This window comes from Sulfurimonas sp. NWX79, from assembly GCF_039667035.1.
GTDB lineage: Bacteria > Campylobacterota > Campylobacteria > Campylobacterales > Sulfurimonadaceae > Sulfurimonas > Sulfurimonas indica.
The window spans coordinates 1-25358 of record NZ_JALCZL010000002.1 but is presented as its reverse complement, the minus strand read 5'-3'; the positions used below and the strand labels follow the sequence as shown (position 1 = coordinate 25358).

The window sequence follows — 25358 nt, the reverse complement described above, 5'->3', positions numbered from 1 at the left end:
AGACTTCTTGCATAACTCCTATAAAGTGTTGAGACATATAGGAGTTATGCTAGAAGTCTAATAAAAACAGATAAAAGGCACAATATGTCAACATCCTTGATCATAGTAATTGTAATAGCGATCATCCTTGTTTTGATGTACAACTCTTTAGTTGCAAAGAAAAATCAGGTAGATAATATTTTTGCAAGTGTCGATACACAGTTAAAGAAGCGTTATAACCTCATCCCAAATCTTGTTGCTTCGGTATCAAAGTATATGGAGCATGAAAAATCTCTTTTAGAAGAGGTTACAAAGCTTAGAAGTGAAGCAAATAAACCAAATCTCTCTGATAAACAAAAAATTGACCTTGATGCTAAGACCACAAAAACACTGGGCTCTATAATGATAGCAGTAGAGAACTATCCTGATTTAAAAGCAAATGAAAACGTGATGCATCTGCAACGCTCTTTAAATGAAGTAGAAGAGCAGATCGCTGCAGCTCGTCGTGCTTACAATCAGGCTGTGACAGATTACAACAATGCTTTGGAGATGATACCAACAAATTTTATGGCTTCAATAATGGGCTACAAAGCAAAAGATGTCTTTGTTATCAGTAAAAATGAACGAAAAAATGTAAATGTAAGTGAACTTTTTGCTAAATAATTTTTATGAAAACTATCAGTGAGCTTACAGACTTTTACTATAAAACACTCTACCCTGTCTTAGAGGAGCTAGAGAAAGAGAGAGAAGCCGTTAAAAGCAAAGTGATAAAGATAGGAATCTTTTATACACTCATTGTTTTTGGTATCGTCTTTTCTATCTTTAAATATCTGGAGTTTGAAGCTTTTGTCTATATAGCTATCTTTTATATTGCAGGATGGGCATGGATATACAAGTTTCTTATAAGTGATTATGCAAGTGACTTTAAACAAAAGATCATCGCTCCACTTATCAAAGAGATAGATGAAAACTTAGACTATCTTCCGGACCTTCATATTCCTCTTTCAAACTTCAACCGTTCAAAACTCTTTACAAGCCGCCCAGACAGAGTGAGTGGAAATGATTATGTACGAGGAAAAATCGACAACATCGATATCGCTTTTTCAGATTTTCATGCAGAAAAAAAGCATAAAGGTTCAAAAGGCAGAGAATCATGGGAGAAAATATTTAAAGGGCTTTTTATCGTCTCTGATTTTCATAAAAAATTTCATGGACAGACCGTTATACTCCCTGATAGTGCACAGTCTCTCTTGGGAGACCTCATCGGCGGCTGGCTACAGGCAAATAACTTCTCACGCGATGAGCTCATTAAAATGGACAATGTTGATTTTGAAAAAGAGTTCGTTGTCTATGGAACAGATCAGGTAGAAGCCAGATATATCCTCACGCATACGCTTATGCAAAAACTTCTCAATTATAAAAAGAAAACAAAACAGCCAATATATGTCTCTTTTGTAGGTGGAAAAATCTACATGGCCATAGAGTATAATGATGATATGTTTGAGCCATCTGTTTTTCATTCACTATTAAACTATAAAATAGCAATGGAGTATGTTTCAACACTGCATCTCGTGATTGGAATCGTTGAAGAGTTAAAACTCAATCAAAAACTATGGAGTAAAGTATGAAAATAAAAATGGGAATAGTAGCGCTCTTAGCTACACTGAATCTTTTTGCAGTTACGGTTGGTGAAAAACCTAAAGAAGTAAGCATTTCAGGTGAGAATGGTGGACTCGTTAAAGATGGTGCTGCTTGGAGTTCATCTATGCTTAAAGAGAATGTCTATGTAATGTTTTATGTTGATCCTGATGAAAAAGATGTAAATGAACATTTCACGCAGGCGTTGAAGAAAAAAGAGTATAGAAAAAAAGGTGCATACGGAAGTATCGCTATTATCAACTTAGCTGCAACATGGAAACCAAACTTTGTTATCGAGTCTATACTCAAAGGTAAACAAGAAGAGTTTCCTGACACTATCTATGTAAAAGATAAAAACAAAGTCTTAGTTGGAGAGTGGGAACTTGGTGATGATGCTTCCAATGTCCTCATTTTTGATAAAAACGGAAAACTCCTTTTTTATAAATCTGGTAAAATGAGCGAAGATGATATACAAAAAGCATTTACTCTCATTGAGGAAAACCTATAGATGAATGATGAAACAGGAATTTTAAAAAAAAGTATTCAAGATCTTTTTACTGCAAAGATGTTGCAGTACTCTATACTCCCTTTTGTTATCAGTATGATAGTACTTTATATCCTCTTTTTCATAGTAGCGGGTATCGGGCTTGAGCAACTTGGAACATTGGAAGTAAACTCTACACAAACTACCATTGAAAATGGCATCCCTCACACAGATAGTTTTACAGCCACACTTGAAGGTACGGCTATTATCAAATTTTTAATGAGCTCTGCACTTACCTCATGGATAGCTACATTTTTAGTCTATACCATTGGTGGCTTTATGACACTTTATCTCTCCATCTTTGTTGCAGTGATTGTTATCGGATTTTTAACGCATATGATCTTAAAAGAGATTCAGATGCGTCATTATCAGGATGTAGAAATGATAGGACACTCCAATGCCATTGAGGGTCTCTTTTTAGCAATGAAATGGATTTTTGTAATGATCATTCTCTTTTTAGTGATGATACCGCTCTACTTCATTCCCTTCATCAATGTTATCGCCTTTAATCTACCACTTTACTACTTCTTCCATAAGATGATGACTTATGATGTAAGTTCTAGTATCTGTACAAAAGAGGAAGACATGAAGATTCGCTTTTTTTATGAAAGTACACTCAGACTTAAAACTTTGGGGCTCTATCTGCTCTCACTTATCCCGTTCGTTATATTTTTTGCTTCGGTTTTTTATGTTATCTATCTCGGACACAGTTACTTTATAACAGTGAGACAGTTAAGAAATGAGGCTTAGTCCTCCTCTTTCTCTTCCTTCATAACAAGCGCTCGATAGTTTTCATCTTTTGCAACCAAGCCGGCTTCATAAAGAAACTGACTTGGTAGAAAGTTCTGTTTTTTAATTTTGTCATACTTTGCATAGCTTAGATAAAGTATATCTTTTGCACGCGTAACTGCTACATAAAAGAGACGTCTCTCTTCATCAAGACTGCCACCTCGCTGCATCAGCTTCCTATTTGGAAAACGACCATCCATTAAATCCACTACATAGACCTCTTTATACTCCAAACCTTTACTTGCATGCACGCTTAAAAGGTTCACTCCTTCACCCTGCGTGAGGTCAGATGAGCCCAGTATCATCGCATTTAAAAACCTGTCATGCTCAGAGTAAGGTTTCGCCAAGTCCTGCAGTAGAAGCATCTTACGTGAGATACGTACCATCGACTCCTCTTTTTGCTTCTCATCAATACTTCCGTCTTTAAGAGTTGCTCTTTTTGTGGAGAGATACTCACTGATGTATTTAAAAAGCTCAGAATCTGCAATCTTACGTACGATTGTTCGGGGCTGTTTAATGCCCTTTAAATCACGAAAAAGCAGATAGAAATTATGTAAAAAAGTTGCTGACTCTTTTGTGAGCTTCGGATGCTTGAGGATTGGATTTTTCATAAATTTTGATTCAAATCCAAGCTTTGCATACTTCCCTACTGCACCGAGTTCTAAAAAGTCATCAAAGAGACCGAGCTGATGGTTGAGCTTACGCTTCTCAAAAGGATTTTTCTGTGATTCATCAGGTGCATACAAGCCATAAAACATACTGCCGTGCCCTAAAGATTTCAGAGCGATGTAAAGCTCTTTTGCCATCGCAGACCCAATGCCACGTGCAAATTCAAAAAGATGAATGAAAGCCATCATATCAGACTCATTGACAAGCAGTGTATACAGATCAAGGACAGCTTTTACCTCACGTGAATCAAAAAAGCTCGTTCCACCTTTGCGCTTACAGTTGATACCAAGCTCACGCAGTCCTACTTCTATACCATCCGCAGAGGAGTTATTACGAAAAATAACAGCTATCTCCTCACGTGGTGTAGCAGTTTGTGAGATCTTGTCCGCTACACCGTGATACTGGTCAAAAAGCTCATCGAATGCCAGAAGTTTTGGAAGCTCGGCATCATAGTTTCTGGTAACTTCTAGTTTTTTCGGATAAATTCTCTCATTTATCTCTATAACCTTATTTGCCAGAGACAAAATTGGCATCGTTGAACGGTAGTTCTTTGTCAAAGTATGAACAACTGCATCAGGATATTTTTTCGTAAATGAACCAATGATCGTGATATCTGCACCATTAAAAGCATAGATACTCTGGTCATAATCTCCAACACAAAAAAGTGATGGTGGATTCATCGCATCGATAAGTGTGCCTTGGAGCGCATTGGTATCTTGGTACTCATCAACAAGTACCTCTTTGTAGCCGAGTTCTGCCTCTTTGGCCATCTTTCGAAACTCCAAAAGCAGGTCATTGAAGTTTAAAAAACCATACTCTTTTTTTAAAGCTTCAAACTCATCGACCACATCGGCATATATCATTGCAAAGAGCTCATGCTCAGGATAGTTTTCAACAAGCCAAGACTCAAAATGTTTCTCTAACTCTGTGTTTTGATAGTAGGAGTAAAGATCATACAGATAGTTACCTCCATAGGGCTGAACATCTGCATCTATGTGCATAAAAGATCGCTTTTCAAATACAGAACGAAAGAGCGTTTTAAGTTCACGTTGCTGTTTGAGTACAACTCGTTTATCGCGTTTTTTAAGCCATCGGTAACTTACAGCATGAAAAGTTCCCGCATCTATTCTCTTAGCTACATCTGCACCAAAATACTCTGCTACACGAGCAACCATTTCAGCGGCAGCCTTGTTGGTAAAGGTCAGCAGAAGTATCTCTTGCGGGGCTATACCGGAGTTTAAAAGATAGGCTATCCTACCTACTATGGTAGAAGTCTTTCCAGTTCCGGCAGAAGCGATAATAAGGTTTTGATTGGACGAGGAAGTAGCAGCTGCATACTGCTCTTCATTTAAACGCGATAATGGCATGGCGGAATTATACCTTGTAACTATTAAAGTGTGCTAATTATATTTATTAACAACCAATATAACATCCATTTAATAGTAAAGATGTTAGAATGTCCTCAAATATTATTTGGAGTACTTGTGAAAATGCAAAACAGTGAAAATCTCTTGCAGATTGTAACAAATGATACTAGAGACAGTATCTTAAATATGGATATTGTCACACCAAGTATCTATGCTTCCGTATTTTCAAAGTATGCAGATGATCATGATCTGTCCTTAGAAAATGAAGATGAGATTTCACGCGAAATTTTACAAAAAGAGTGTTCCTTTTTAACAGAATTACAATCACAAACAAGTAAAAATGCCAACATACTCAGTGAAACGACAACCAAAGCCATCACTGCTATGCGAGACAAAAATGAAACACTGCTTCAAGATGTCCTCAAAGAGACAGAGGCACTTCGTCAAGAAGTAGAAAAACTTAAAGAGTCTGTATATCGAGATGAACTGACACATACTTATAATCGAAAATGGCTTCATGACAACTATATAGATGATGAGAAAAGATTTACAAAAAACGGTCTGCTTGCTATTATAGATCTAAACTACTTTAAACTCATCAATGATACCTATGGCCATATCATAGGTGATAAAGTTCTCATCTTTATGGCAAACCACTTAAAAAGTATTGAAAGAGATATCGTTCGTTACGGAGGAGATGAATTTATCATCTTATTTCCAGAAAGTACTCATGAAAATCTTGCAACAAAACGTCTGCATAAGACAAGAGAGAGTATTCTTGCCAAAAAATTAAAAGCACATGAAGAGATGTTTACACTGAGCTTTTCTTTCGGTCTAGCAAGCTTTCAGCAAAACGACTCCTTAGCAGAAATCATCGAAAATGCAGATAAAAATATGTACAATGATAAAGTAAAGATCAAAAGTAGAATTACAGGTATATAGACAACCTCTGAATACATAAGCAAATCCTCACCTATATTTGGATATAATCGCGAAATTTAATAGATTTTAAGGCGATAATATTATGTCAGAAAACAAGTACAATCCACAAGAGACAGAATACAAATACTACAAGATTTGGGAAGAGCGCAAATACTTTGAAGTAGATGGCAACAAAAACATCCAAGAAGAAGATAAACACTTCGCAATTATGATGCCACCTCCAAATGTGACAGGGCGCCTTCATATCGGTCATGCACTCACATTTACACTCCAAGATATCATCACTCGTTACAAACGTATGGATGGATTCAAGACACTCTGGCAACCAGGAACTGACCATGCCGGAATCGCAACACAAAACGTAGTTGAAAAACAGCTCCTAGCAGAAGGAACAACAAAAGAGGAGATAGGCCGTGAAGCTTTCTTAGAACGTGCTTGGAAATGGAAAGCAGAATCTGCCGGTATCATGACAGAACAGCTCCGTAAAATGGGTGTATCTCCTGCATGGGAAAGAGAGCGCTTTACAATGGATGAAGGACTGCAAAAGTCTGTGCGTGAGGCATTCGTTCATCTTTACAATGAAGGTTTGATCGTTCGTGGAAACTACATGGTCAACTGGTGTACACATGATGGTGCACTCTCTGATATCGAGGTAGAACACGAAGAAGAAGATGGAAAGTTTTACCACATCAAGTACCCATTTGCTGATGGAAGCGGTTTTGTTGAAGTCGCAACAACTCGTCCAGAGACATATTTTGGAGATACTGCTGTTATGGTTCATCCTGATGATGAGCGCTACATTGATATCATCGGAAAAGAGATAAAACTTCCACTTTTAGAGAGAAAAGTAAAAATCATCGCCGATACTCACGTAGATATGGAGTTCGGAACAGGTGTGGTAAAAGTAACACCTGCTCATGACCAGAATGACTACGAAGTTGGAAAACGTCATGACCTTGAGTTTATCACTGTTTTTGATGAAAAAGGAATTCTTAACGATTATGCAGGAGAGTTTAAAGGTTTAGAGCGTTTAGAAGCGCGTGATATTATCGTAAAACGCCTTGAAGAAGAAGGTTTTATTGTAAAAATCGAAGACCATAAACACCAGGTAGGACACTGTTACAGATGTAAAAACGTAGTTGAGCCTTACATCTCAAAACAGTGGTTCGTACGTAAAGAGGTAGCAGATAAGTCCATCGAAAAAACAAATGCAGGTGAAGCAAAATTCTTCCCACCACACTGGATAAACTCTTACAACTCTTGGATGGGTGAACTTCGTGACTGGTGTATCTCACGCCAACTTTGGTGGGGACATCAGATTCCTGTATTTTACTGCGATGATTGTGGACATGAGTTTGCTTCTACTGAAGAACACCCGGCAGCTTGTCCAAAATGTGCCTCTAAAAATTTCCATCAGGACCCTGATGTACTTGATACTTGGTTTAGCTCTGCACTCTGGCCATTTTCAACTCTTGGTTGGGGGAATGGTGATGTCGAGATGGACAAACTTTTCAAATCAGAAGATATGAAAGAGTTCTATCCGAATGCACTTCTTATTACCGGTTTTGACATTCTTTTCTTCTGGGTAGCACGTATGATGATGATGGGTGAGCACTTCATTGGTGAACTACCGTTTAAAGATATCTATCTGCACGCACTTGTACGTGATGAGCATGGTCAAAAGATGAGTAAGTCAAAAGGTAACGTTATCGATCCACTTGATATGGTTAATAAATACTCTGCAGATATTTTACGCTTTACTCTGGCAATCTCTGCTGCACAAGGGCGTGATATCAGAATGAGCGAGGAGAAACTCCAACTCAACCGTAACTTTACGAACAAGCTCTACAATGCAGCAAAATATCTGCAGATGAATGTAGAGACTTTCCCTGATATGGCAGGATTTTGTGTTGAGAGTGATTTAGGTCGCTATATGATGAGCCGCTTGAACCTAGCAACAAAAGAGGTACGTGCCTATCTTGATGAGTATAAATTCAATGATGCAGCCCTTACGATGTACAGATTTTTATGGAACGAGTTTTGTGACTGGGGAATCGAACTCTCTAAAGCAGACAAAGGTGCTGTAGTAGAACTTGGTGCTATCTTTAAAGAAGCAATGAAACTACTCCACCCTTTTATGCCGTTTATCACAGAGCATCTTTACCATCAACTCAGTGGAACTAGCCTTGAAGATGGTGAGTCCATTATGATTCAAAAATTCCCTCATAAAACAAAACAGCGTAAAGAAGAAGCAAAATTTGAAATTATCATGGATGCTATTGTCTCAATCCGCCGTGCAAAAGTACTTGTTGATATGGCAAACCAAAAAATCGAGAAAGCTTTTGTGAAGATTGATGGTATATCTGACAAAGATAAAGCAATGATGACACCGTTTATCGCAAAACTTGCAAAAGTAGAAAACCTGGAGTTTACAGAAGAAAAAATCGAAAATGCGGTCAGTGACATCGCAGACAAATGTGAGACTTTCATCCCTACTGACTCAATTGATCTGACACCTATCATCAACAAACTTACAAAACAGGCTGAAAAACTCCAAAAAGAGATAGGAAAACTAAATGGCATGCTTAATAATGAGCGTTTCGTAGCCAATGCTCCTGCAGATGTACTCGAGAAAAATCGTGAAGCACTTGCAGAAGCCCAAGCGAAAAGAGAAAAAGTTTTAGAGCAGCTTAGCTCTCTAAAGGCATAATTTGTTTGATATAAGAAAATATACATCACCAAATATCAAAAATGATATTCTCTCTGGGCTTGTCGTTGCCGTTGCACTTGTACCAGAAGCTATTGCTTTTAGTTTCATCGCAGAAGTAAGCCCTATTGTCGGGCTTTATACTGCTTTTATCTTAGGTCTTATCACTGCACTGATCGGTGGAAAACCGGGTATGATTAGTGGTGCGACGGGAAGTGTTGCTGTTGTTATCATTGGTCTTGTTATTGAAGCAAACAACCTTCTAAAAGGCCAAGGCTACACCGGAGATGAACTCTATATACATATGCTCAATTATGTCCTGCTTGCTACTATCATTGCAGGTCTTATTCAAGTACTTTTTGGAGTTTTCAAACTTGGAAAATTCATTCGTCTTGTACCGCAACCGGCACTTTATGGTTTTGTGAACGGACTGGCTATTGTTATTGCCATGGCACAGTTTAAATTTTTTGAGGGACAAAGCTGGATAATGTATGCCATAGTAATTATTACTATGCTCATCATGTATATACTTCCAAAATTCACAAAAGCAGTACCATCTGGTCTTGTTGCCATTGTACTTATCTCCCTTGTAGTATATTTTGCAGGTATTGATACGCTTACAGTTGGTGATTTGGCAGATCTGAGTCAGTTTAAAGGACAGCTGCCGCACCTCATCATTCCAGATACTCTCTTTAGTCTTGATGCTATCATTATGGTGCTCCCATATGCTGTTATTATGGCGCTTGTCGGGCTTATTGAGTCCCTGCTTACTTTGGCTGTTCTTGATGAGATGAGCGGTACACGGGGCAGTGGGAACCAAGAGTGTATCGCTCTTGGATGTGGAAATATCGCAAGTGGTTTCTTCGGTGGTATGGCAGGTTGTGCAATGATTGGACAATCTATCATCAATTACACTTCTGGTGGACTTGGACGTCTCTCTTCATTTACTGCAGCGGTCGGTCTTCTCATTTTGGTAGTCTCACTTACAGATGTTCTCAATGCCATTCCTGTAGGTGTTCTTGTTGGAATCATGTTTATGGTGAGTATCGGGACATTTGAGTGGTCGAGTTTTTCACATCTCAAGCATATGCCACGTGCTGACGTTTTTGTCATGGTAGTTGTGACCATCATTACCGTTGTTGAAGATTTGGCGGTAGCTGTGATTGCCGGAGTTATCATCTCTGCTCTTGTTTTTGCTTGGAGACATGCACGTATCTGGGCAAAGACTCACGTAGAAGCAGACGGAACAAAGGTTTATGAGCTAGAAGGTCCGCTCTTTTTTGGAAGCGCTACAACATTTTCAGATAATTTTGACATTAAAAATGACCCTCCTAAAGTGGTTATTGATTTTAAAAATGCTCGTGTTCTAGACTTTTCAGGCGTTGAAGCGATTGATGCCCTTGTAAAAAAATATGAAGATACAGGGAAAAACCTTCTGTTGCGCCACTTAAGCAGAGATTGTAAAGCTATCATGAAAAAAGCAGGACCACACTGTACCTATGAAGAGGATGATCCAACATACAAGGTTGCATTTAACTATTAGGAGGGAGTCATGCATAAAAAAGTATACAACTTAGTCGAGTCACCAAAATTTAAAAACTTTATTCTCTTAGTTATCCTTTTAAATGGTATAACGATGGGAATAGAAACCTATCCCAGCATCCACGAACATATTAAAGATGAACTCTATCTTTTTGATACTGTTGTCATCACTATTTTTATCATAGAGATAGGCTTACGCATCTATGCACACAGAGTCTCGTTTTTTAAGGACGGTTGGAGCCTCTTTGATCTAAGTATTGTCCTTGTTTCAATGTTCCCAGCAAATTCTGTTTTTGAGATTTTTAGGATCTTAAGAATTTTCAGACTTTTGCGTGTTATTACAATCGTTCCCCAAATGCGAAAAATTGTTATGGCGCTTGCAAGTGTTATCCCCGGTATGGCCTCTATTGCAGGACTGATGTCCATACTCTTTTATATTGCAGCTGTTATGTCGACACAACTCTTTGGAGATCGTTTCCCTGACTGGTTTGGCTCTCTTGGAAGCTCACTCTATACACTCTTTCAAATTATGACATTAGAATCATGGTCTATGGGTATTGCACGTCCTATTATGGAGATATATCCTCACGCATGGCTCTTTTTTGTTCCATTTATCTTTATAGTTACATTTATCATGATTAACTTGATTGTTGCCGTAGTTGTTGATGCTATGAATCATCTCAGTGAGAATCAGGAAGCACAAGTAGAGGTAGTTGCAAAAGATGAGATAAAAGAGTTACACAATGAGATAAAAGAGCTCAAAGAACTCCTCCTTGAGAGTAAAAAGTAGTATCTTTTACTTTATACTCTCTTTTGGCTCTCCTATAAAGTAGCCTTGGGCATAGTCAATACCCATCTCTTTTACTTTATTGAGCACTACTTCATTATGAATATACTCAGCAATGATTTTAATGCCTCTTCGTTTACAAAAGTGCACTATTGTCTCAACAATCAGCTCACTCTTTTCATTTTCAATAATATCTTTAATAAATATCCCATCAATTTTCAAATAATCAGGATTGAGTTCTAACAGACGTGAGAAGTTAGAGTTTTCAACTCCAAAATCATCAAGTGCGATCTTAAAGCCTTTTTTTCTTAAAGAGTTGATCTGTTCAAGCATATTAGACTCTGTAAGTGTCACAATATCTTCAAGTAGCTCCAGTACAACACGAGAAGGGTCAATATTATACTTTTTTACATTAAGGAGTAAAAACTCTTCCAAATACCCCAAGTTGATATCATTTGATGTGATGTTAATGGAAAACTCATAGTCTGTATCACTAAAAACACGAAAAGCATTTGTTACTATTCGCCGTGTAATCAAAGAGAGTGTCCCGGTCATCTTACACGCTTCCATAAAACGGATAGGCGATACCAAACCTCCGTCATCATCTATTCTTGCTAAACACTCAAATTTTTCTATCTCTCCACTGTGTAGATTTTTTATAGGTTGAAAAAAACCAAGTAGTTTCTCTTCTTCTATCGCACTGCGTATCTTATTGATCCAGTAGATGTTCTCTTGTTGTTTCTTTGCATATTCTGATTTGGTTTCAAAGATTTTGTAAGAGCTTTTTTTATAAAGACGTGCTTCATGTACTGCAGCGGCTGCATGATTGAGTGTGATGATACCATTACCCATCGCAACACCGATGGTTACAGAAATTTTTACGATGATATTATCGTGTTCAAGTTCGATTTCTGTTTGATTGAAAAATGAAATGATGGATTCAGAAAAATCTTTTAACTCACGAAAGTTAAAAAAATCATTGACAATAAATACAAATTCATCTCCATCGAAACGGAAAAGTTTTGCATTCTTTGGTTTTAGAAGCTGTAATCTTTTTGCAAGTTCAGTAAGTATCTCATCCCCTACGACATATCCGTAGGCATTGTTTATGTTGTTAAAGTTATCTATATTTACAACAAAGATATTAAGTCGGCTGTGCAGTTTGATATACTCTAAAAGTGCAAAACGGTTAGGCAAACCACTTAACTGGTCTGTATAATAGTCCCACTCTTTTTTCTCTAAAGTAAATTCCATATCTATCCTAATAATATAAAATAAAATAATAAATATTATATCTTATTTTTATTTATAGGTTCTTAATTTGATAAAAGACTCCGGTTCTATATTTTTATACTTTGGCATCTCCTGACCGATATTAGCATTTACGTACGTTGGATCAGCCAATACATACCTACGTCTGTTATACCTTACGGAGTCCCCTTCTAAGGGGATATAGAGTGCTGTACTCATATGGTCGCTATATTTTACACCAATAACTCTCACACCAAAAAGTTTTCTTATCAAGTAAGAAAAAAGTATGGCTCTGTCTTCACAATCTGATGCATTATAGACAAGTGTCTCCTCTGCAAACATCACTTTTTCATGTCCAAACTGTTCATTATCTCGCTCATACTTAAAAGCTTTTTGTACAAAACGAAGCACAATGTTCATCGCCTCACTTATCTTTTTACCATCTGTATATTTTTTGATATCTTCTGCCAAATCTCTGTAGGTTTCATGCTCCATCGGTGCATTAAAGTAGACTCTGTAATCCACCTGTGGGTATGTATTCATAAAGTCTAAAATGTTTTCATTGTACTTATATGATGCTTCGTAAACTTTACCATAATCTTGAAAAGAGATACGTTTAGAAACATTTTGTTTTTTAAAAAGAGGGAGTGTTTTGAGCCTAAAATCTATCGGTTTGTCAGCTTGAGGATACTCCTGTTCATAGGTATAGATACGCTCGATATTTTGTTGATTGTACTTTGAGATGATGTAATAGTACTTATCATCAAAACTGTAACGAGGTGTTGCATAGATTGTATCTTTGGAGTAGTGCAGCAGGTATATACTTTGACTTTCACTCAGAGCTATCTTTACATTATATGAAAGCTTGTTAAGTAAAAACCATTTGTAAATCTTTGCCTCATTTTGTTCTGTGTAAATATGTTGTGAAAGTTTTGAGATTAAAAGGTACAGGGCCCAGTCATTTAGTTGCAGTGTGTCTCTGTAGTTTTCTATCTCGCTAAGTGTTGTATTGTAGTTACTAGAGGCCAATATACTAAAAAAGTTCGATATCCCTGCCTGATTTTGTGGATAAAACTTTGCTTTTTTGATGTTTTTGTCAAAACTAAAAGCGACTTCAGAACCAAAAAAGTAAAAATTGATATCTTTTTTTATCTCTTTTTTTGGCTGCGTCGCTTTTTTTATCTTTTCTTTTTCTGGCAACTGAATCTTGACTGCAGGTCCAACTTCTGGAGCTTTTTGTTCCTCTTTCGGCCTTATTGATTTTGGTTTTGGCTCTGTATACATCGGAGGTGTGATGTATGCCTTATACTCTTTCCACTGTGCTTTTAAGTAAGCATTAAAAGCATTGTCCCTTTCATCTTTATACTCTGTGTATGCAGCTGACTGTACTCTTTTAAAGTCAGCAAAACTCTCGGCAAAGAGACCATTTGCCCAGAGTAAAATAAAAAGGCTAAAAAGGCCAAACGGATTGAATAAGTTTCGTTCCCCATCCCTGTTTTGTTGCACGGTCCATATCTCCCTCAGTTTTATAAAGAATCTTCGCATCACTTATCTGTGTAGAGTTTATTTTATTATACTGGTCGATATCATACGGACGGATAACCCCACTTATTTGGATGATCTGTTTTTGATCATCCACAAGTATCTCACGTGTACCAGATATAAAATAGTTTCCATTTTGAAGTACTTTTACTATTCTAGCAGAAATTGTTGTCGTAAAGCTAGCATCTTTTGTAGCACTACCCTGCCCTTTATAGGTATTGTCAGATTTTGTTTTAAAACCGATATCACTGTAGCCATTGACTTTTGTTATGGCATCATTGACATTTCCGTTTGCAGCACCGGCAGAGGAGAAGATACCTCCACCAAGATTTGACTCATCACTCTCACTTAACTGCTTTGTACCCGTGTTCGAACTTTTTGCAGTCTCTGAGATAACAACGGTAACAATATCATTAACATGCATTGCTTTATGATCTGAAAAAAGAGGATTATCCCCTTTTCCAAAAAGACTGCCTGTTGAAGCAAAATCCTGTTTCTCTTCACGTGCTGGCATCTGCTCAACATAAGCCGGTGGTTCAAAATTGATCTCAGGGTCTGTTAGTTTTGCTGTACATCCGGAAAAAAAGTAAGCCATCACTACAACAGATAAGGGAATAGTTAATTTTTTTTGCATTAAATCTCTTTAATATCTATATTTGTGTATAATTCTAGCAATTTCAGTTCCACATATAAGGATAATATATCATGAGTTTACGCGAACAAATAAATACAGATGTCAAAGAGGCAATGAAAGCCAAAGATACTAAAAAAAGAGATGCACTTCGTCTGCTTACATCAGCATTTAAGCAAATTGAAGTTGATGAGAGAAAAGAGCTCACAGATGACGATGTTATCAAAATTATCCAGACACAGATAAAACGCAGAAATGATGCAGCTAACCAATACAAAGAGGCTGGCCGTGAGGATCTGATGCAAATAGAACTTGAGGAGATTGCTTACTATGAGCCTTATCTTCCTGCTCAGCTTAGTGACGATGAACTCTGTACAGCTATCACAAAGATAATAGCTGAAGTTGGAGTAACAAGTATGAAAGAGATGGGAAAAGTAATGGGAGCAGCCAACAAAGCGCTTGCTGGTCAAGCTGACGGTAAACGTGTCAGCGAATGTGTGAAGAAGTCACTCTCTTAAATTCTACCAATCATCCAAGACGAAGCCTTTTGGCTCGTCATCTTCTATCTTTTTTACTTCCACGTTTTTATTTATCTCAGGCTCTTGTACTTTTTTAGGTTCAGGCTTCGCCATCTGCTCTTCAAACTGTAACTCTAAACCTTTACTTGTCATGATAAAACCGTTTACATGGAGTTTTCCATCATGAATCTGCTTATGGTGTTCCTTACAGAGTGGTACAAGGTTATGTTTATTGTCTTTATGAAAATGTCCGATAAATCCTGCTTTATCTGCCAAAGACTGATGTGAGATATGATGCACATCCTCTGCAACAGCACCACAGACAATACACTTAGTTACATACAACTCTTTGTTGTATTTTGATTTTTTCTTCTTCACAAGTAACTCTAACTCATCAAAATCATTGGCTAGACGTTTTCTGATGGTATTTGCTGTCTCTAAAAATTCACTGTCCATATGCAGTGATTTTGCAAATTCCAATCCATAGATACTACTTCCACTTCCAGCCTGTAGCACACGATTAAAGATGAGCTTATCTGCTTCCTCATCATACTCTACACTCAAGTGTAAATCCACTACATTATTTAAACGCGTGATTTCCGGCATTGTTGAGAGTTGATGCAGGTGTGTTGCAAACAAAAAGAGACAACGTACATTTGAGAGCTTTTGAATGGCACTTGCAACAATAGCAACACCCGAAAGTGTTTCAGTACCATGACTTATCTCATCACCCAAAACCAAAGAACGGACACTTGAACGGTTAAATATGTTTTTGAGCTCTAACATCTCCACAGCAAAGGTTGAAAGCCCCTTTGCAAGGTTATCTTTAGATACTATACGGGTAAAAAGTGAATCAAAGATAGAGAACTTCATCACAGCTGCACTTACAAAAAAACCGGACTGCGCCATAAGAACGGCTATACCGATACTCTTCATCAATGAGCTTTTTCCACTCGAGTTAATCCCATACAAGAGTACACCGTTAATATCATGTCCGTCATGGACACGTACATCAAGCATCACTGTTGTCGGATGCGGTAGGTCAAGGTAGTCACGGTTTCCCATAACGATGTCATTTGGCACATAGATACCACCACGTTCTTGCACCTCAATGAGCGGATGACGCAGCTGCATAATCTGCATAAAGTTCTCATCCTCTTTGGCTTCAACTATCATCGGTCGGGAGTGCTTATGCTCCTGCGCTATCTTTGAAGAGCTCACACCGACATCCAAGTCTGCAACATAGGCAATGACACGTTCAAAAAGAAGTGAATAACGTCGCTCAAAAAGATTTTGAAGTTGAATATAACGCTCTTTTACAAGCGTAACGATCTTGCGACGATTTTTCATGATTCTGTCAGAGAGCTCATCCGTAAAAGTAGAGGTAATTTTTACGGAATTTGTCAGCTTTTTGACAACAAACTTGGAGAACTCTTCATTTTTTTTAAATGCACTCTCAATGAATGAAAAACGGTTTTTACTTAAAGAGATATAGTAACCCTCTTTTTCCAAAAGTCCTAAAGAGACAACCTTTGCACTGCTGCTTGCCCCTGCATCTTCAAGCATTACCTCTATCTTTTTCATAATATCTTCAAATGCAACAAGCATAACACTGTTCTCTTTTACAAGTGTGTCTATACTTTCATCCACACCACTCATCAAGAAGTTCTCATCAACTGTAGCATTCGTAAACCTGCGTGAGACATCCAAATCGATGCTCTTTTCTATCTCACGCAGAAACTCATCTAGCTCACTCTCATGAAAAGGTGTACGCTGAATCTTATGTTTCTTTACATATTGCATCAACTCTTTAACACTCACCATTGAGTCATAGAGATGATTCATCTCAAAAGGATGCAGGCGTGCTAGGGAGAGTCTGCGTGAGAGACGTTCCATATCATAGATTCCTCGCATCATCTCATCAAGATAACGCACGTGAGAGTTTACCTTCTCTATCAAATTATAACGACGTTCAAGCTCCTCTTTGTCCATAATCGGATTAAGCAGTCTCTCTTTTAAAAGACGACGCCCTATGGCAGTTGAGCTTTTATCAAGCATCTTGAGCAGTGTAAACTCTTTGCGGTCTTTTGAGATGATACCCATCTGCTCTAAGGCATTGTTGCCAAGATACATAAAACGGCGGTTGTCAATGATGCGCGGCATTGCCATCTTTTGAACGATGTGGTAATCATGTTCTATTACAAAGTTAATGAGAATCGCTAAAGACTCCGTAATCATAGGATTGCGTTCTAAATCCAAATGTTCTATCGGAGAGAGAAGAGATTGAATCTGATAGACCTCTTTAAAAAGTTCGTTTTGAAAGTCGATTTTTGGTCTTTGATTATTGACTGAATAATGATAGTGTTCAGGAATTTCAAGGTACTGCATCACATGCTTTTGGTTATCAATCCCATCCAAAAATGTCATCACTACTTCACTCGTTCTGTAGACATTTAAAAGATTAAAAACCTCATCAAGTGCATAAGCCGGATCTTCACTTGTTCCGTGTGTCTCATAGAGCCATGTTTTTCCCGTTGTCACATCAATAGCCGAGTAGCCTACAGTATAGATATCACGAAACTTATCTACTAAAATTGAGACAATGTAGTTGTCATCATTATCTACTATATGGTCAAAGTTCGTTCCAGGAGAGACAATTTGTGCGATATAACGGCTGATTTTTGGAGGATTACCTTTTTGCTTGACAACAATAACCGTATATTTTTGCTCTGCTATAAGACGATTAAGATAGCGCTCAAAACTAACAGCGGGTACACCGGCTAAGAGTGGATTTTTATCAGAGTTTTCTACAATGTTTTTATTTTTCTTTGTCAGTTGAATATTTAAAAGTTCAGCTATCTCTTTTGCTTTTCCAACCTGTTCATCATCATTATTTACTTCATAAACTTCAAAAAAAGTTCCAATTTCCATAAATACTACAGTATCATGACCGTATTTGTCTTCAAAATGACGCTGCAAATCAAAATAAATCTGCGTTAAAAGTTTATCTTTGTTATTTAATATTTTATCAATTTCTGATGAACGCATAAGACTCTTTTGCTTTTTTTATAATATTGTGATTATATCATAAGAAATTAAGCATAAAAAGTAAAAATAGTGCCAAAAATACCGATTTTTAGGTGATTCATATTGAATTAGAAAATTTTCTTGGATATAATCAAAGCATATCTAAAACGATATAAGAAAAAATTAATTACATAGGTTTTTTTATGCTAAAAAAAATTATTTTAACTTTGACACTTCTTACTACTCTTAATGCAGAAACTCTACAAACTGTCATGAATGAAGTTTTAGAGACAAATCCAACAATTCAAGAGAGGTTACGAAACTATAATGCTACAAAAATAGATATTACAAGTGCTGAGTCAGGCTATTATCCTAAAATAGATTTGGTTTTAGGTGGAGGAGAAGAAAAAACGGATAGAGAGCTATACAGTAAAAACTATACAATATATGAGAATTCACTTACTTATACACATAATCTCTTTAACGGTTTCAATACAACCTACCTTGTAAAAGAACAAGAGTACAGAACATTAGCTGCAGCTTATAGTTATATAGATACAGTCAATACGACTTCTTTTGATATGGTCAACACCTACCTAGAAGTTATAAAGAATCAAGAGTTGATGGATACTGCCCTTGAGAATGTAAAAATTAATAAAGAGATATTAACAAAAGTCAAAAAATTGTATAAAGCAGGACTTACAACACTCTCAGAGGTCAATAAAATTGAATCTTCTTTGGCATTGGCACAATCAAACCTTGTTGTTCAAGAAAACAATGTTTTAGATGCTGCTTATAATTTAGAAAAAGTTTTAGGTCGTACGCTTGACCCTGCAAAAATGTCAAAACCTACGATTGATGAGAAAAACTTTCCAAAAACAAAACAGGATGCCATTGATTTTTCTCTTAAGAACAATCCTTCTTTACTTGTAAGTGAGTACAATATCAAACTTGCACAAGCGACAAACAAAGAGAAAAAATCACAATTTTATCCGAAGTTAGATATTGAAGTTTCACAAACACTGAACCATAATGTCAGTGCTATCGAGGGAAAAGACAATGTTTTTCGCGCCATGGCTTTTGTATCTTATAATCTTTTCAATGGTTTTAATGACAAAGCTGCTTTACAAAAAAGTCTCTCACAGGTCTATCAGGAAGTGGAAAATAAGAACAGCATTAAACGTGATATTGTTCAAAGTCTCAATCTTTCATGGACAGCACGTCAAAAACTCCAGGAACAACTTACATACCTTATTGAATATAAAGATTTTTCACACAAGACATTAGCGCTTTATGCCAAAGAATATGATCTAGGACGTCGTTCACTCCTTGATCTGCTCTCTGCACAAAATGACTTTATACGTGCAAAGGCACAAATCATTACAACACGCTACAGTATTTTATATGCAGAGTACCGTATTTTAAATACTATGGGAATTTTACTACCAACAATTATGCATGATACAAACAATATCTATGCAAATGTCAATCTTGATACAAATAAAAAGTAGGAATCCTCTATGCTAATTACCCAAGCTGATAACCTTAGAATGGATGCCCTTTTAGATACACTAGTACTTTTTACAAAAAAATACCATAAACCATTCTCTGCTGAAGCATTGACTGCAGGTCTTCCTATAGAACCGGGGGCAGAAGCACCTGAACTTTTTTCTATCAATAATGCCAAAGGGCTTTTCTCTCGTGCTGCGGCTCGTGCTGGACTAAAATCATCCCTTGTACATCGTCCACTTAAACAGATCTCCAACCTGCAACTTCCAATGATTATTTTACTCTCCAATCAGGGTGCTTGCATCTTGGACAGATTTAGTGAAGATAGAACACAAGCAAAGATAATTATGCCTGCAGAAGAGCCTATCGAGCAGTGGGTTGATGTTGAAGACTTAGAAGATGAATACATTGGCTATGGTTTTATGATAAAAAAAGCCTTCGATTATGAAGATGAAAACGACAGAACGCTTCATATCAAACAAAAACACTGGTTTTGGTCCACACTGAAACTCTCAGCAGGTATCTATAAAGATGTTCTTTATGCTTCATTATTAGTAAACCTTTTTGTTCTTGCCTCTCCTCTTTTTACAATGAATGTATATGATAGAGTTGTTCCAAACAATGCGATAGAGACACTTTGGGTATTTGCTACAGGAGTCGTTATAGTCTATGTCATTGACACCTTTGCAAAATTTTCACGGACTTACCTGCTTGAAACAGCAGCAAAAAAGAGTGATATTATTATGTCATCCATCATATTTGAAAAAGTTTTATCACTAAAAATGTCACATATTCCGGCATCCGTTGGTTCTTTTGCAAACAATATCAGAGATTTTGACAATATTCGAAATTTTCTTACCAATGCAACAATGGCAGCAGTTATTGATCTACCCTTTTCTGTTATCTTTTTAGCGGTCATTGCCTACATTGGTGGTAATATTGTCTTTGTTCCAATGTTTACAATGGCACTCATTTTAGCATATGCTTTCTTTATAAAGAAGCCTCTGCGTGAGAGTATAGAGTCAACACATGAAGCAAGTGCAAAGAAAAATGCCATCTTGATTGAATCACTCAATAATATAGAGACCCTAAAAACACTTGGAGCTCTTGGACAGGCACAATGGAAATGGGAAGAAGCAACAGGAGAGATTGCTTCAAAAAGTCTCAAATCCCGTCTCCTCTCAGCCTCGATTCCGACAATTACCCAGCTCCTGATTCAACTTAATACTGTCATAATCATTGTTGTTGGTGTCTATAAGATTCAAGATTTTGAACTCTCTATGGGTGGATTGATTGCCATTGTTATCCTTACGGGACGAACACTTGCACCTATGGGACAAGTTGCTGCACTCGTTACAAACTATCATGATGCAAAAACATCCTATGAAATGATAGAGAGTATCATCTCACAGCCAAGTGAAAGACCAGATGGGAAAAAGTTTCTTGAAACCCCTGCATTTACAGGACATATTGAGTTTAAAGATGTTACCTTTACCTATCCGGGTGCAGATGTACCAGCACTGAAAAATGTCTCTTTTGTCATCCATCAAAAAGAGAATGTAGCCATAATTGGGCGAATTGGATCTGGAAAAAGTACGATTGAGAAACTCATTTTAGGACTTTATGAGCCTGATTCGGGACAGATTCTTATTGACGGTATTGACATCGCACAGATTGATCCTGCAGACTTGAGAAAAAACATCGGTTATGTTTCACAAGATGTCATGCTCTTTCGAGGAACGGTAAAAGACAATATCATTTTTAAAGCTTCCAATGCAACTGATTATGCAATGATGCGTGCCGCACAAATCAGTGGTGCACATGAGTTTATAACAAAGCATCCTAAAGGTTACGAAATGCCGGTAGGTGAACGCGGTCAAGGTCTCTCTGGAGGTCAGCGACAAAGTATAGGTGTCGCTCGTGCCTTTTTACTTGATGCTCCTATCATTTTAATGGATGAGCCAAGCAATGCGATGGATCAAGTTACTGAAGCAAAACTTCTTGAGAATTTACAAAATGCACTCAAAGATAAAACAGCAATCATAGTAACGCAAAAAATGACACTGCTAAAAATAGTAGATAGAGTCATTGTCATGAATGAAGGTCAAGTCTTTATTGATGCGCCAAAAGAAGATGCAATACGCAGACTCCAAGGTGGAGGTTCTCAAAATGAAAAATAATAAACGTATCGAGTATAACGAAAAAGATTATGAATTTATGAACTCTTTGAGTTCTGCAATTTTAGAACAATCACCAAAAAAGATGAGTATTGTCATTAAGCTATGGCTTATAACACTTTTTGGCTTTATCCTGTGGGCATCTTTTGCGACAATAGATGAGATAACACGAGGAAGCGGTAAAGTCATTCCTTATGGACAAAACCAGATTATTCAAAATCTTGAGGGTGGAATTGTTGAAGCAATCTTAGTTCATGAAGGAGAAAAAGTCAAACGTGGTGAGGTACTTCTTAAGATCAATAATCTTAAAAGTATCTCTTCTAGTAAAACAAATACAATGACATATAATGAGCTCTTTGCAAAAAGACTCAGACTCCATGCCGAGGCCAATGGACTTCCGTTTAAAGGGATAGATACAGATGACAAAGATTTAGCAAGACAGATTGAGCTAGCGAAAAAGCTCTACGAATCTAACAAATTGGAATTTCAAGCAAAAGATAATGCACTTGTTCAACAGATAGAACAGAGAAAACAGGAACTGCGTGAGGCAAAGTCCAAAATTAATTCTCTTAAAAAGTCCCTATCCTATGTTACCGAAGAGATAGCAATGACAGAGCCGATGGTTAAAGAGGGTATCAAATCAAAAGTGGAATTTTTAAAGCTAAAACGAGAAGCAAATGGTATTCAAAATGATATTCTCACTACAAAACTCTCTCTTCCTCGACTGAAATCTGCTATCAAAGAATATAGAAACAAACGCATTGAATCAAAACAAGAATTTATCAACAGAGCGAAAAAAGAGCTCAATGAAGTAACAGCAGAGATAGCAAGACTAAAAACTCAACAGGTTGCTTATAATGACCAAGTCAACAGAACAATGGTAAAATCTCCTGTAGATGGAATTGTCCAAAAACTCTTTGTAAATACTATCGGTGGAGTTGTAAAACCTGGTGCAGACTTAGTAGAAATCGTACCGACAAATGAAAAGCTCTACTTAGAGATTAAAATTAAACCAAGTGACATTGCTTTTATCCATCCAGGGGCGGAGGCAATGGTGAAAATCTCTGCATATGATTTTGCAATTCATGGAGGCCTTAAAGGAAAAGTAGTTAATATCTTACCAGATACAATTACAGATAAAGATGGCAATACTTTTTATCTTATTCATATAGAGACTGATAAAAACTATCTTGGTTCAAAAGAACATCCTTTGGAGATTATTCCGGGTATGACGGCAACTGTTGATATAATAACTGGTAAAAAGACTGTTATGCAGTATATCCTAAAACCTATCCTTAAATCAAAACAGTATATCTTTACGGAGCGATAAGATGCAGATAATTTTTTTCAGTGCTAATATCAATCGAATTGAAGAGTGGGAAAAAAGAGATACTGACAGTAAACACTTCTCTTTCTATGACTTTGAGTCACTTCAAAAACATATTGATAAATTTAACAACTATATCATTATTGCGGATTATGATTCCGTAGCTCCTGAAGTCAATAAAATGATAGCATCCAATCAACTTCCAAATAAACTTATTGTTTTAGAGAATGCTCCCGAAATTGTCACGGGAAAAATGCTGATCTCCCATGGAGTCAAAGCTTACGGAAACTCTCGTATGCTAAAAGTTCATTATCAGCAGATGATACAAAGTGTCGCAGATGGAAAGGTCTGGACCTATCCAGAGCTTACTGCTGCTCTTGCAAAAACAGTAAAACAAGAGAAACTTTCAGATGAAGCCAAAGAGTTAATTGAACATAGACTTACGAATAAAGAAAAAGATGTCCTTTTCTTGGTTATGGAAGGCTTAACCAATGATGCAATCGCTAATACATTGAATATTACAACAAGAACTGTCAAAGCACATATAAGTTCAATCTTCTCGAAACTTCATGTAAATGACAGACTCTCTTTGGTTCTATTACTCAAATAAAGTTCTTTAACATTTTATTTAATGTTGTTCTATATGTATCTCCGTATTTACTTCCAATGTCACTGTTTGATCATCAGCTGTTGTCCCTGTAATTTCCTGATACGTCTGACCTGTTTCAGAATCTGTTTTAAAATCACCAAGTTTCCATTCTCCACTTCCATCTTCTGTCGTATTTAAAGTTACAGTATCTCCTTCCGTTCCATCAATTCTCAATATATTATCATCATCTGTCATATCAACAACATCTTCTAATTTTATATTTTCAACATGTTGATTCCCAGTATCTAAAGTAATAGAATCTATGTTTAAACTATTATCTTTCAAAGTATGCAGATCAATATTTTCACCCCCTTCTACTAACATAACCAGCCCTTCTAGATTATCATCATGTCCGTGATCCTCTTTTGTATCCTTCTCATCATGCTCTTTCTTCTCATGATCCTCTTTTGATTCAGCTTTTTCATGATCTCCATGTGGACCTTTGTCACCATGATGTCCGTGATCCTCTTTTGTATCCTTCTCATCATGATCTTTCTTCTCATCATGATCTTTCTTCTCATCATGATCTTTTGTCATAGTCTCAGAATCTGTCGCTGCTGTTGCTATTCCTAAAGTATTCTCATCACTGTCTGTAATTGATGTGTCTTCATCTGTTGTGATTGCACCACCACTCCAATCTGAACCGGCAGTTATAATTACATTATCAATTCCCCATGATTCATCACTTAAAGACTGATTTAATGTCGAGCCAAATCCAAGTTTAACTTGACCATTGTCATCAACAGTTGCCTGAACTGTATAATGATGTACTTCATTGTGATCTAACCAAAATTGACCACTACTTCCTACATTGTCAATTTCTGTTCCGCCATCTTGTTCATCTGTTGCATGTGTACTCCAAGTTCTACCAAAATGAGACATATAATCACTAGATACTTCTTCTCCATTTACAAAGACATTAAACTGCTCATCATCCCAGCTGTCTATCTCGTACATATCAAATTCAATATTTACAGTTTCACCTGCATGTTCCGGACCAAAATTAAATGTTTTAGATATTCCCTCTTCTCCATTTGTGCCACCAAATTGTCCTAAGAAATTTGTTGCATTTCCATCTGTTTCAGTTACCGTATTGTTTGTCCATCCCTCTGCCCCATTTTCAAAGTTTTCTGAAATCAATAATTCGCCTGTAGCTGCAGTGTCTCCAGTATCATCTATTGCAATTGGTGCCACATTTTCAACTACATCATTTACATTTATAGTAACACTTTGAGTTGAACTTGTCCCATCTGTGCTTGTTGCTGTTACATCAAATGTATAGCTTGGTTTTGTTTCAAAATCAATAGCATTATCACTATCAACTACAACCCTACCATCAGCTTCAACTCTGAATGGTACATCATCTGCTAATGAATAAGTTACTGCATCTCCATCTACATCAATAGCACTTAATGTTACACCAGTATATGTTCCATCAGGCACATTTTCTGTCACTGTATTTGCTGTTGTATCACTATCAGATACATAAGAAACTCTATCATTAATTTCAGCTGCCTCATTGGCTACATCTGCTGAAGTTTTAGCTGCGTCTAGGGCTGCATTGGCATCATCTAGATTAATACTCTCATTAGCCGCGTCTGCTGCATCGCTTAGTGTAGAGATTGCTGCTTCTAGGGTATTGGCTGCATCTTTTGCTGCATCGGCTGCATCTTTTGCAATGTTTTGTGCACTCTCTGCGGCTGCAAGATTTGTTGGAGTTGGATTCTCTGATGCTGTTGCTGCCGCTTTGTCTGCTGCACTCG

At 37.0% G+C, this 25358-nt stretch carries 18 protein-coding genes and 1 pseudogene; 13 read left to right on the top strand and 6 right to left on the bottom strand.

What is annotated here, in order from left to right; translation table 11 throughout:
- The first annotated feature begins 84 nt into the window (after positions 1-84).
- From MNY27_RS01110 to MNY27_RS01095, 4 genes are read left to right on the top strand one after another with little or no spacing between them, the layout of a single operon-like run.
- Positions 85-642 (top strand): LemA family protein, encoded by a 558-nt coding sequence (locus tag MNY27_RS01110; RefSeq protein ID WP_152183878.1) that lies wholly within the window; start codon positions 85-87, stop codon positions 640-642.
- 5 nt (positions 643-647) lie between these two features.
- A complete protein-coding gene (locus MNY27_RS01105) occupies positions 648-1607 on the top strand; it encodes a DUF3137 domain-containing protein (RefSeq protein ID WP_152183879.1) in 960 nt (319 codons plus the stop codon).
- Positions 1604-2125, top strand: coding sequence for a YtfJ family protein (locus MNY27_RS01100; protein ID WP_152183880.1), 522 nt, complete (start codon positions 1604-1606; stop codon positions 2123-2125). Before MNY27_RS01105 ends, MNY27_RS01100 begins: the two co-directional genes overlap by 4 nt.
- Positions 2126-2911 carry an EI24 domain-containing protein gene (locus MNY27_RS01095; protein WP_152183881.1) on the top strand — a complete coding sequence of 262 codons (786 nt, stop codon included), beginning with the start codon at positions 2126-2128 and terminating at the stop codon, positions 2909-2911.
- On the opposite strand, the gene MNY27_RS01090 is transcribed toward MNY27_RS01095, so the two are convergent.
- Positions 2908-4986, bottom strand: coding sequence for an ATP-dependent helicase (locus MNY27_RS01090; RefSeq protein ID WP_152183882.1), 2079 nt, complete (start codon positions 4984-4986; stop codon positions 2908-2910). The genes MNY27_RS01095 and MNY27_RS01090 overlap by 4 nt on opposite strands.
- A gap of 123 nt (positions 4987-5109) precedes the next feature.
- Here MNY27_RS01090 and MNY27_RS01085 point away from each other — a divergent pair, with 123 nt between their 5' ends.
- The 4 genes from MNY27_RS01085 to MNY27_RS01070 all read left to right on the top strand — a co-directional run bounded on the left by MNY27_RS01085 (position 5110) and on the right by MNY27_RS01070 (position 10967).
- Complete coding sequence (locus tag MNY27_RS01085; protein WP_152183883.1) at positions 5110-5928, top strand: GGDEF domain-containing protein; 819 nt, start codon at positions 5110-5112, stop codon at positions 5926-5928.
- Positions 5929-6010: 82 nt separating this feature from the next.
- On the top strand, positions 6011-8638 hold the full coding sequence (locus MNY27_RS01080) for a valine--tRNA ligase (RefSeq protein WP_152183884.1): 2628 nt from the start codon (positions 6011-6013) through the stop codon (positions 8636-8638).
- Between the two features lies 1 nt (position 8639).
- Positions 8640-10178 (top strand): SulP family inorganic anion transporter, encoded by a 1539-nt coding sequence (locus tag MNY27_RS01075; RefSeq protein WP_346391778.1) that lies wholly within the window; start codon positions 8640-8642, stop codon positions 10176-10178.
- Between the two features lie 9 nt (positions 10179-10187).
- Positions 10188-10967 carry an ion transporter gene (locus MNY27_RS01070; RefSeq protein ID WP_152183886.1) on the top strand — a complete coding sequence of 260 codons (780 nt, stop codon included), beginning with the start codon at positions 10188-10190 and terminating at the stop codon, positions 10965-10967.
- Positions 10968-10973: 6 nt separating this feature from the next.
- Here MNY27_RS01070 and MNY27_RS01065 read toward each other — a convergent pair whose 3' ends face one another.
- Genes MNY27_RS01065 through flgH form a run of 3 tightly spaced genes read right to left on the bottom strand, consistent with a single transcriptional unit; the run spans position 10974 to position 14391 of the window.
- Positions 10974-12218, bottom strand: coding sequence for a GGDEF domain-containing phosphodiesterase (locus MNY27_RS01065; RefSeq protein WP_346391777.1), 1245 nt, complete (start codon positions 12216-12218; stop codon positions 10974-10976).
- Positions 12219-12266: 48 nt separating this feature from the next.
- Entirely contained in the window at positions 12267-13721 is a 1455-nt protein-coding gene (locus tag MNY27_RS01060) for a hypothetical protein (protein ID WP_188109455.1), read from the bottom strand.
- Positions 13666-14391: a flagellar basal body L-ring protein FlgH gene (flgH, locus tag MNY27_RS01055; protein ID WP_152183889.1), complete on the bottom strand. Its 726-nt coding sequence runs from the start codon at positions 14389-14391 to the stop codon at positions 13666-13668. The genes MNY27_RS01060 and flgH overlap by 56 nt, the downstream gene beginning before the upstream one ends.
- Before the next feature lie 71 nt (positions 14392-14462).
- Here flgH and MNY27_RS01050 point away from each other — a divergent pair, with 71 nt between their 5' ends.
- Complete coding sequence (locus MNY27_RS01050) at positions 14463-14906, top strand: GatB/YqeY domain-containing protein (RefSeq protein WP_152183890.1); 444 nt, start codon at positions 14463-14465, stop codon at positions 14904-14906.
- 3 nt (positions 14907-14909) lie between these two features.
- Here the strand turns inward: MNY27_RS01050 and MNY27_RS01045 are convergent, their stop codons facing one another.
- The gene (locus MNY27_RS01045; protein ID WP_346391776.1) at positions 14910-17954 is read right to left on the bottom strand and encodes a DNA mismatch repair protein; all 3045 of its coding nucleotides are present in this window, start codon (positions 17952-17954) and stop codon (positions 14910-14912) included.
- A gap of 182 nt (positions 17955-18136) precedes the next feature.
- On the opposite strand from MNY27_RS01045, the gene MNY27_RS01040 reads away from it, so the two are divergent.
- Genes MNY27_RS01040 through MNY27_RS01025 form a run of 4 tightly spaced genes read left to right on the top strand, consistent with a single transcriptional unit; the run spans position 18137 to position 23556 of the window.
- Positions 18137-19444 carry a TolC family outer membrane protein gene (locus MNY27_RS01040; protein ID WP_346391775.1) on the top strand — a complete coding sequence of 436 codons (1308 nt, stop codon included), beginning with the start codon at positions 18137-18139 and terminating at the stop codon, positions 19442-19444.
- Between the two features lie 9 nt (positions 19445-19453).
- Entirely contained in the window at positions 19454-21622 is a 2169-nt protein-coding gene (locus MNY27_RS01035) for a type I secretion system permease/ATPase (RefSeq protein ID WP_346391774.1), read from the top strand.
- Entirely contained in the window at positions 21612-22949 is a 1338-nt protein-coding gene (locus tag MNY27_RS01030) for an HlyD family type I secretion periplasmic adaptor subunit (RefSeq protein ID WP_346391773.1), read from the top strand. The genes MNY27_RS01035 and MNY27_RS01030 overlap by 11 nt, the downstream gene beginning before the upstream one ends.
- Before the next feature lies 1 nt (position 22950).
- Positions 22951-23556: a LuxR C-terminal-related transcriptional regulator gene (locus tag MNY27_RS01025; protein ID WP_346391772.1), complete on the top strand. Its 606-nt coding sequence runs from the start codon at positions 22951-22953 to the stop codon at positions 23554-23556.
- An 18-nt stretch (positions 23557-23574) separates the two neighbouring features.
- On the opposite strand, the pseudogene MNY27_RS01020 reads toward MNY27_RS01025, so the two are convergent.
- Positions 23575-25358: pseudogene (locus MNY27_RS01020) on the bottom strand (hypothetical protein); the annotation flags it as partial.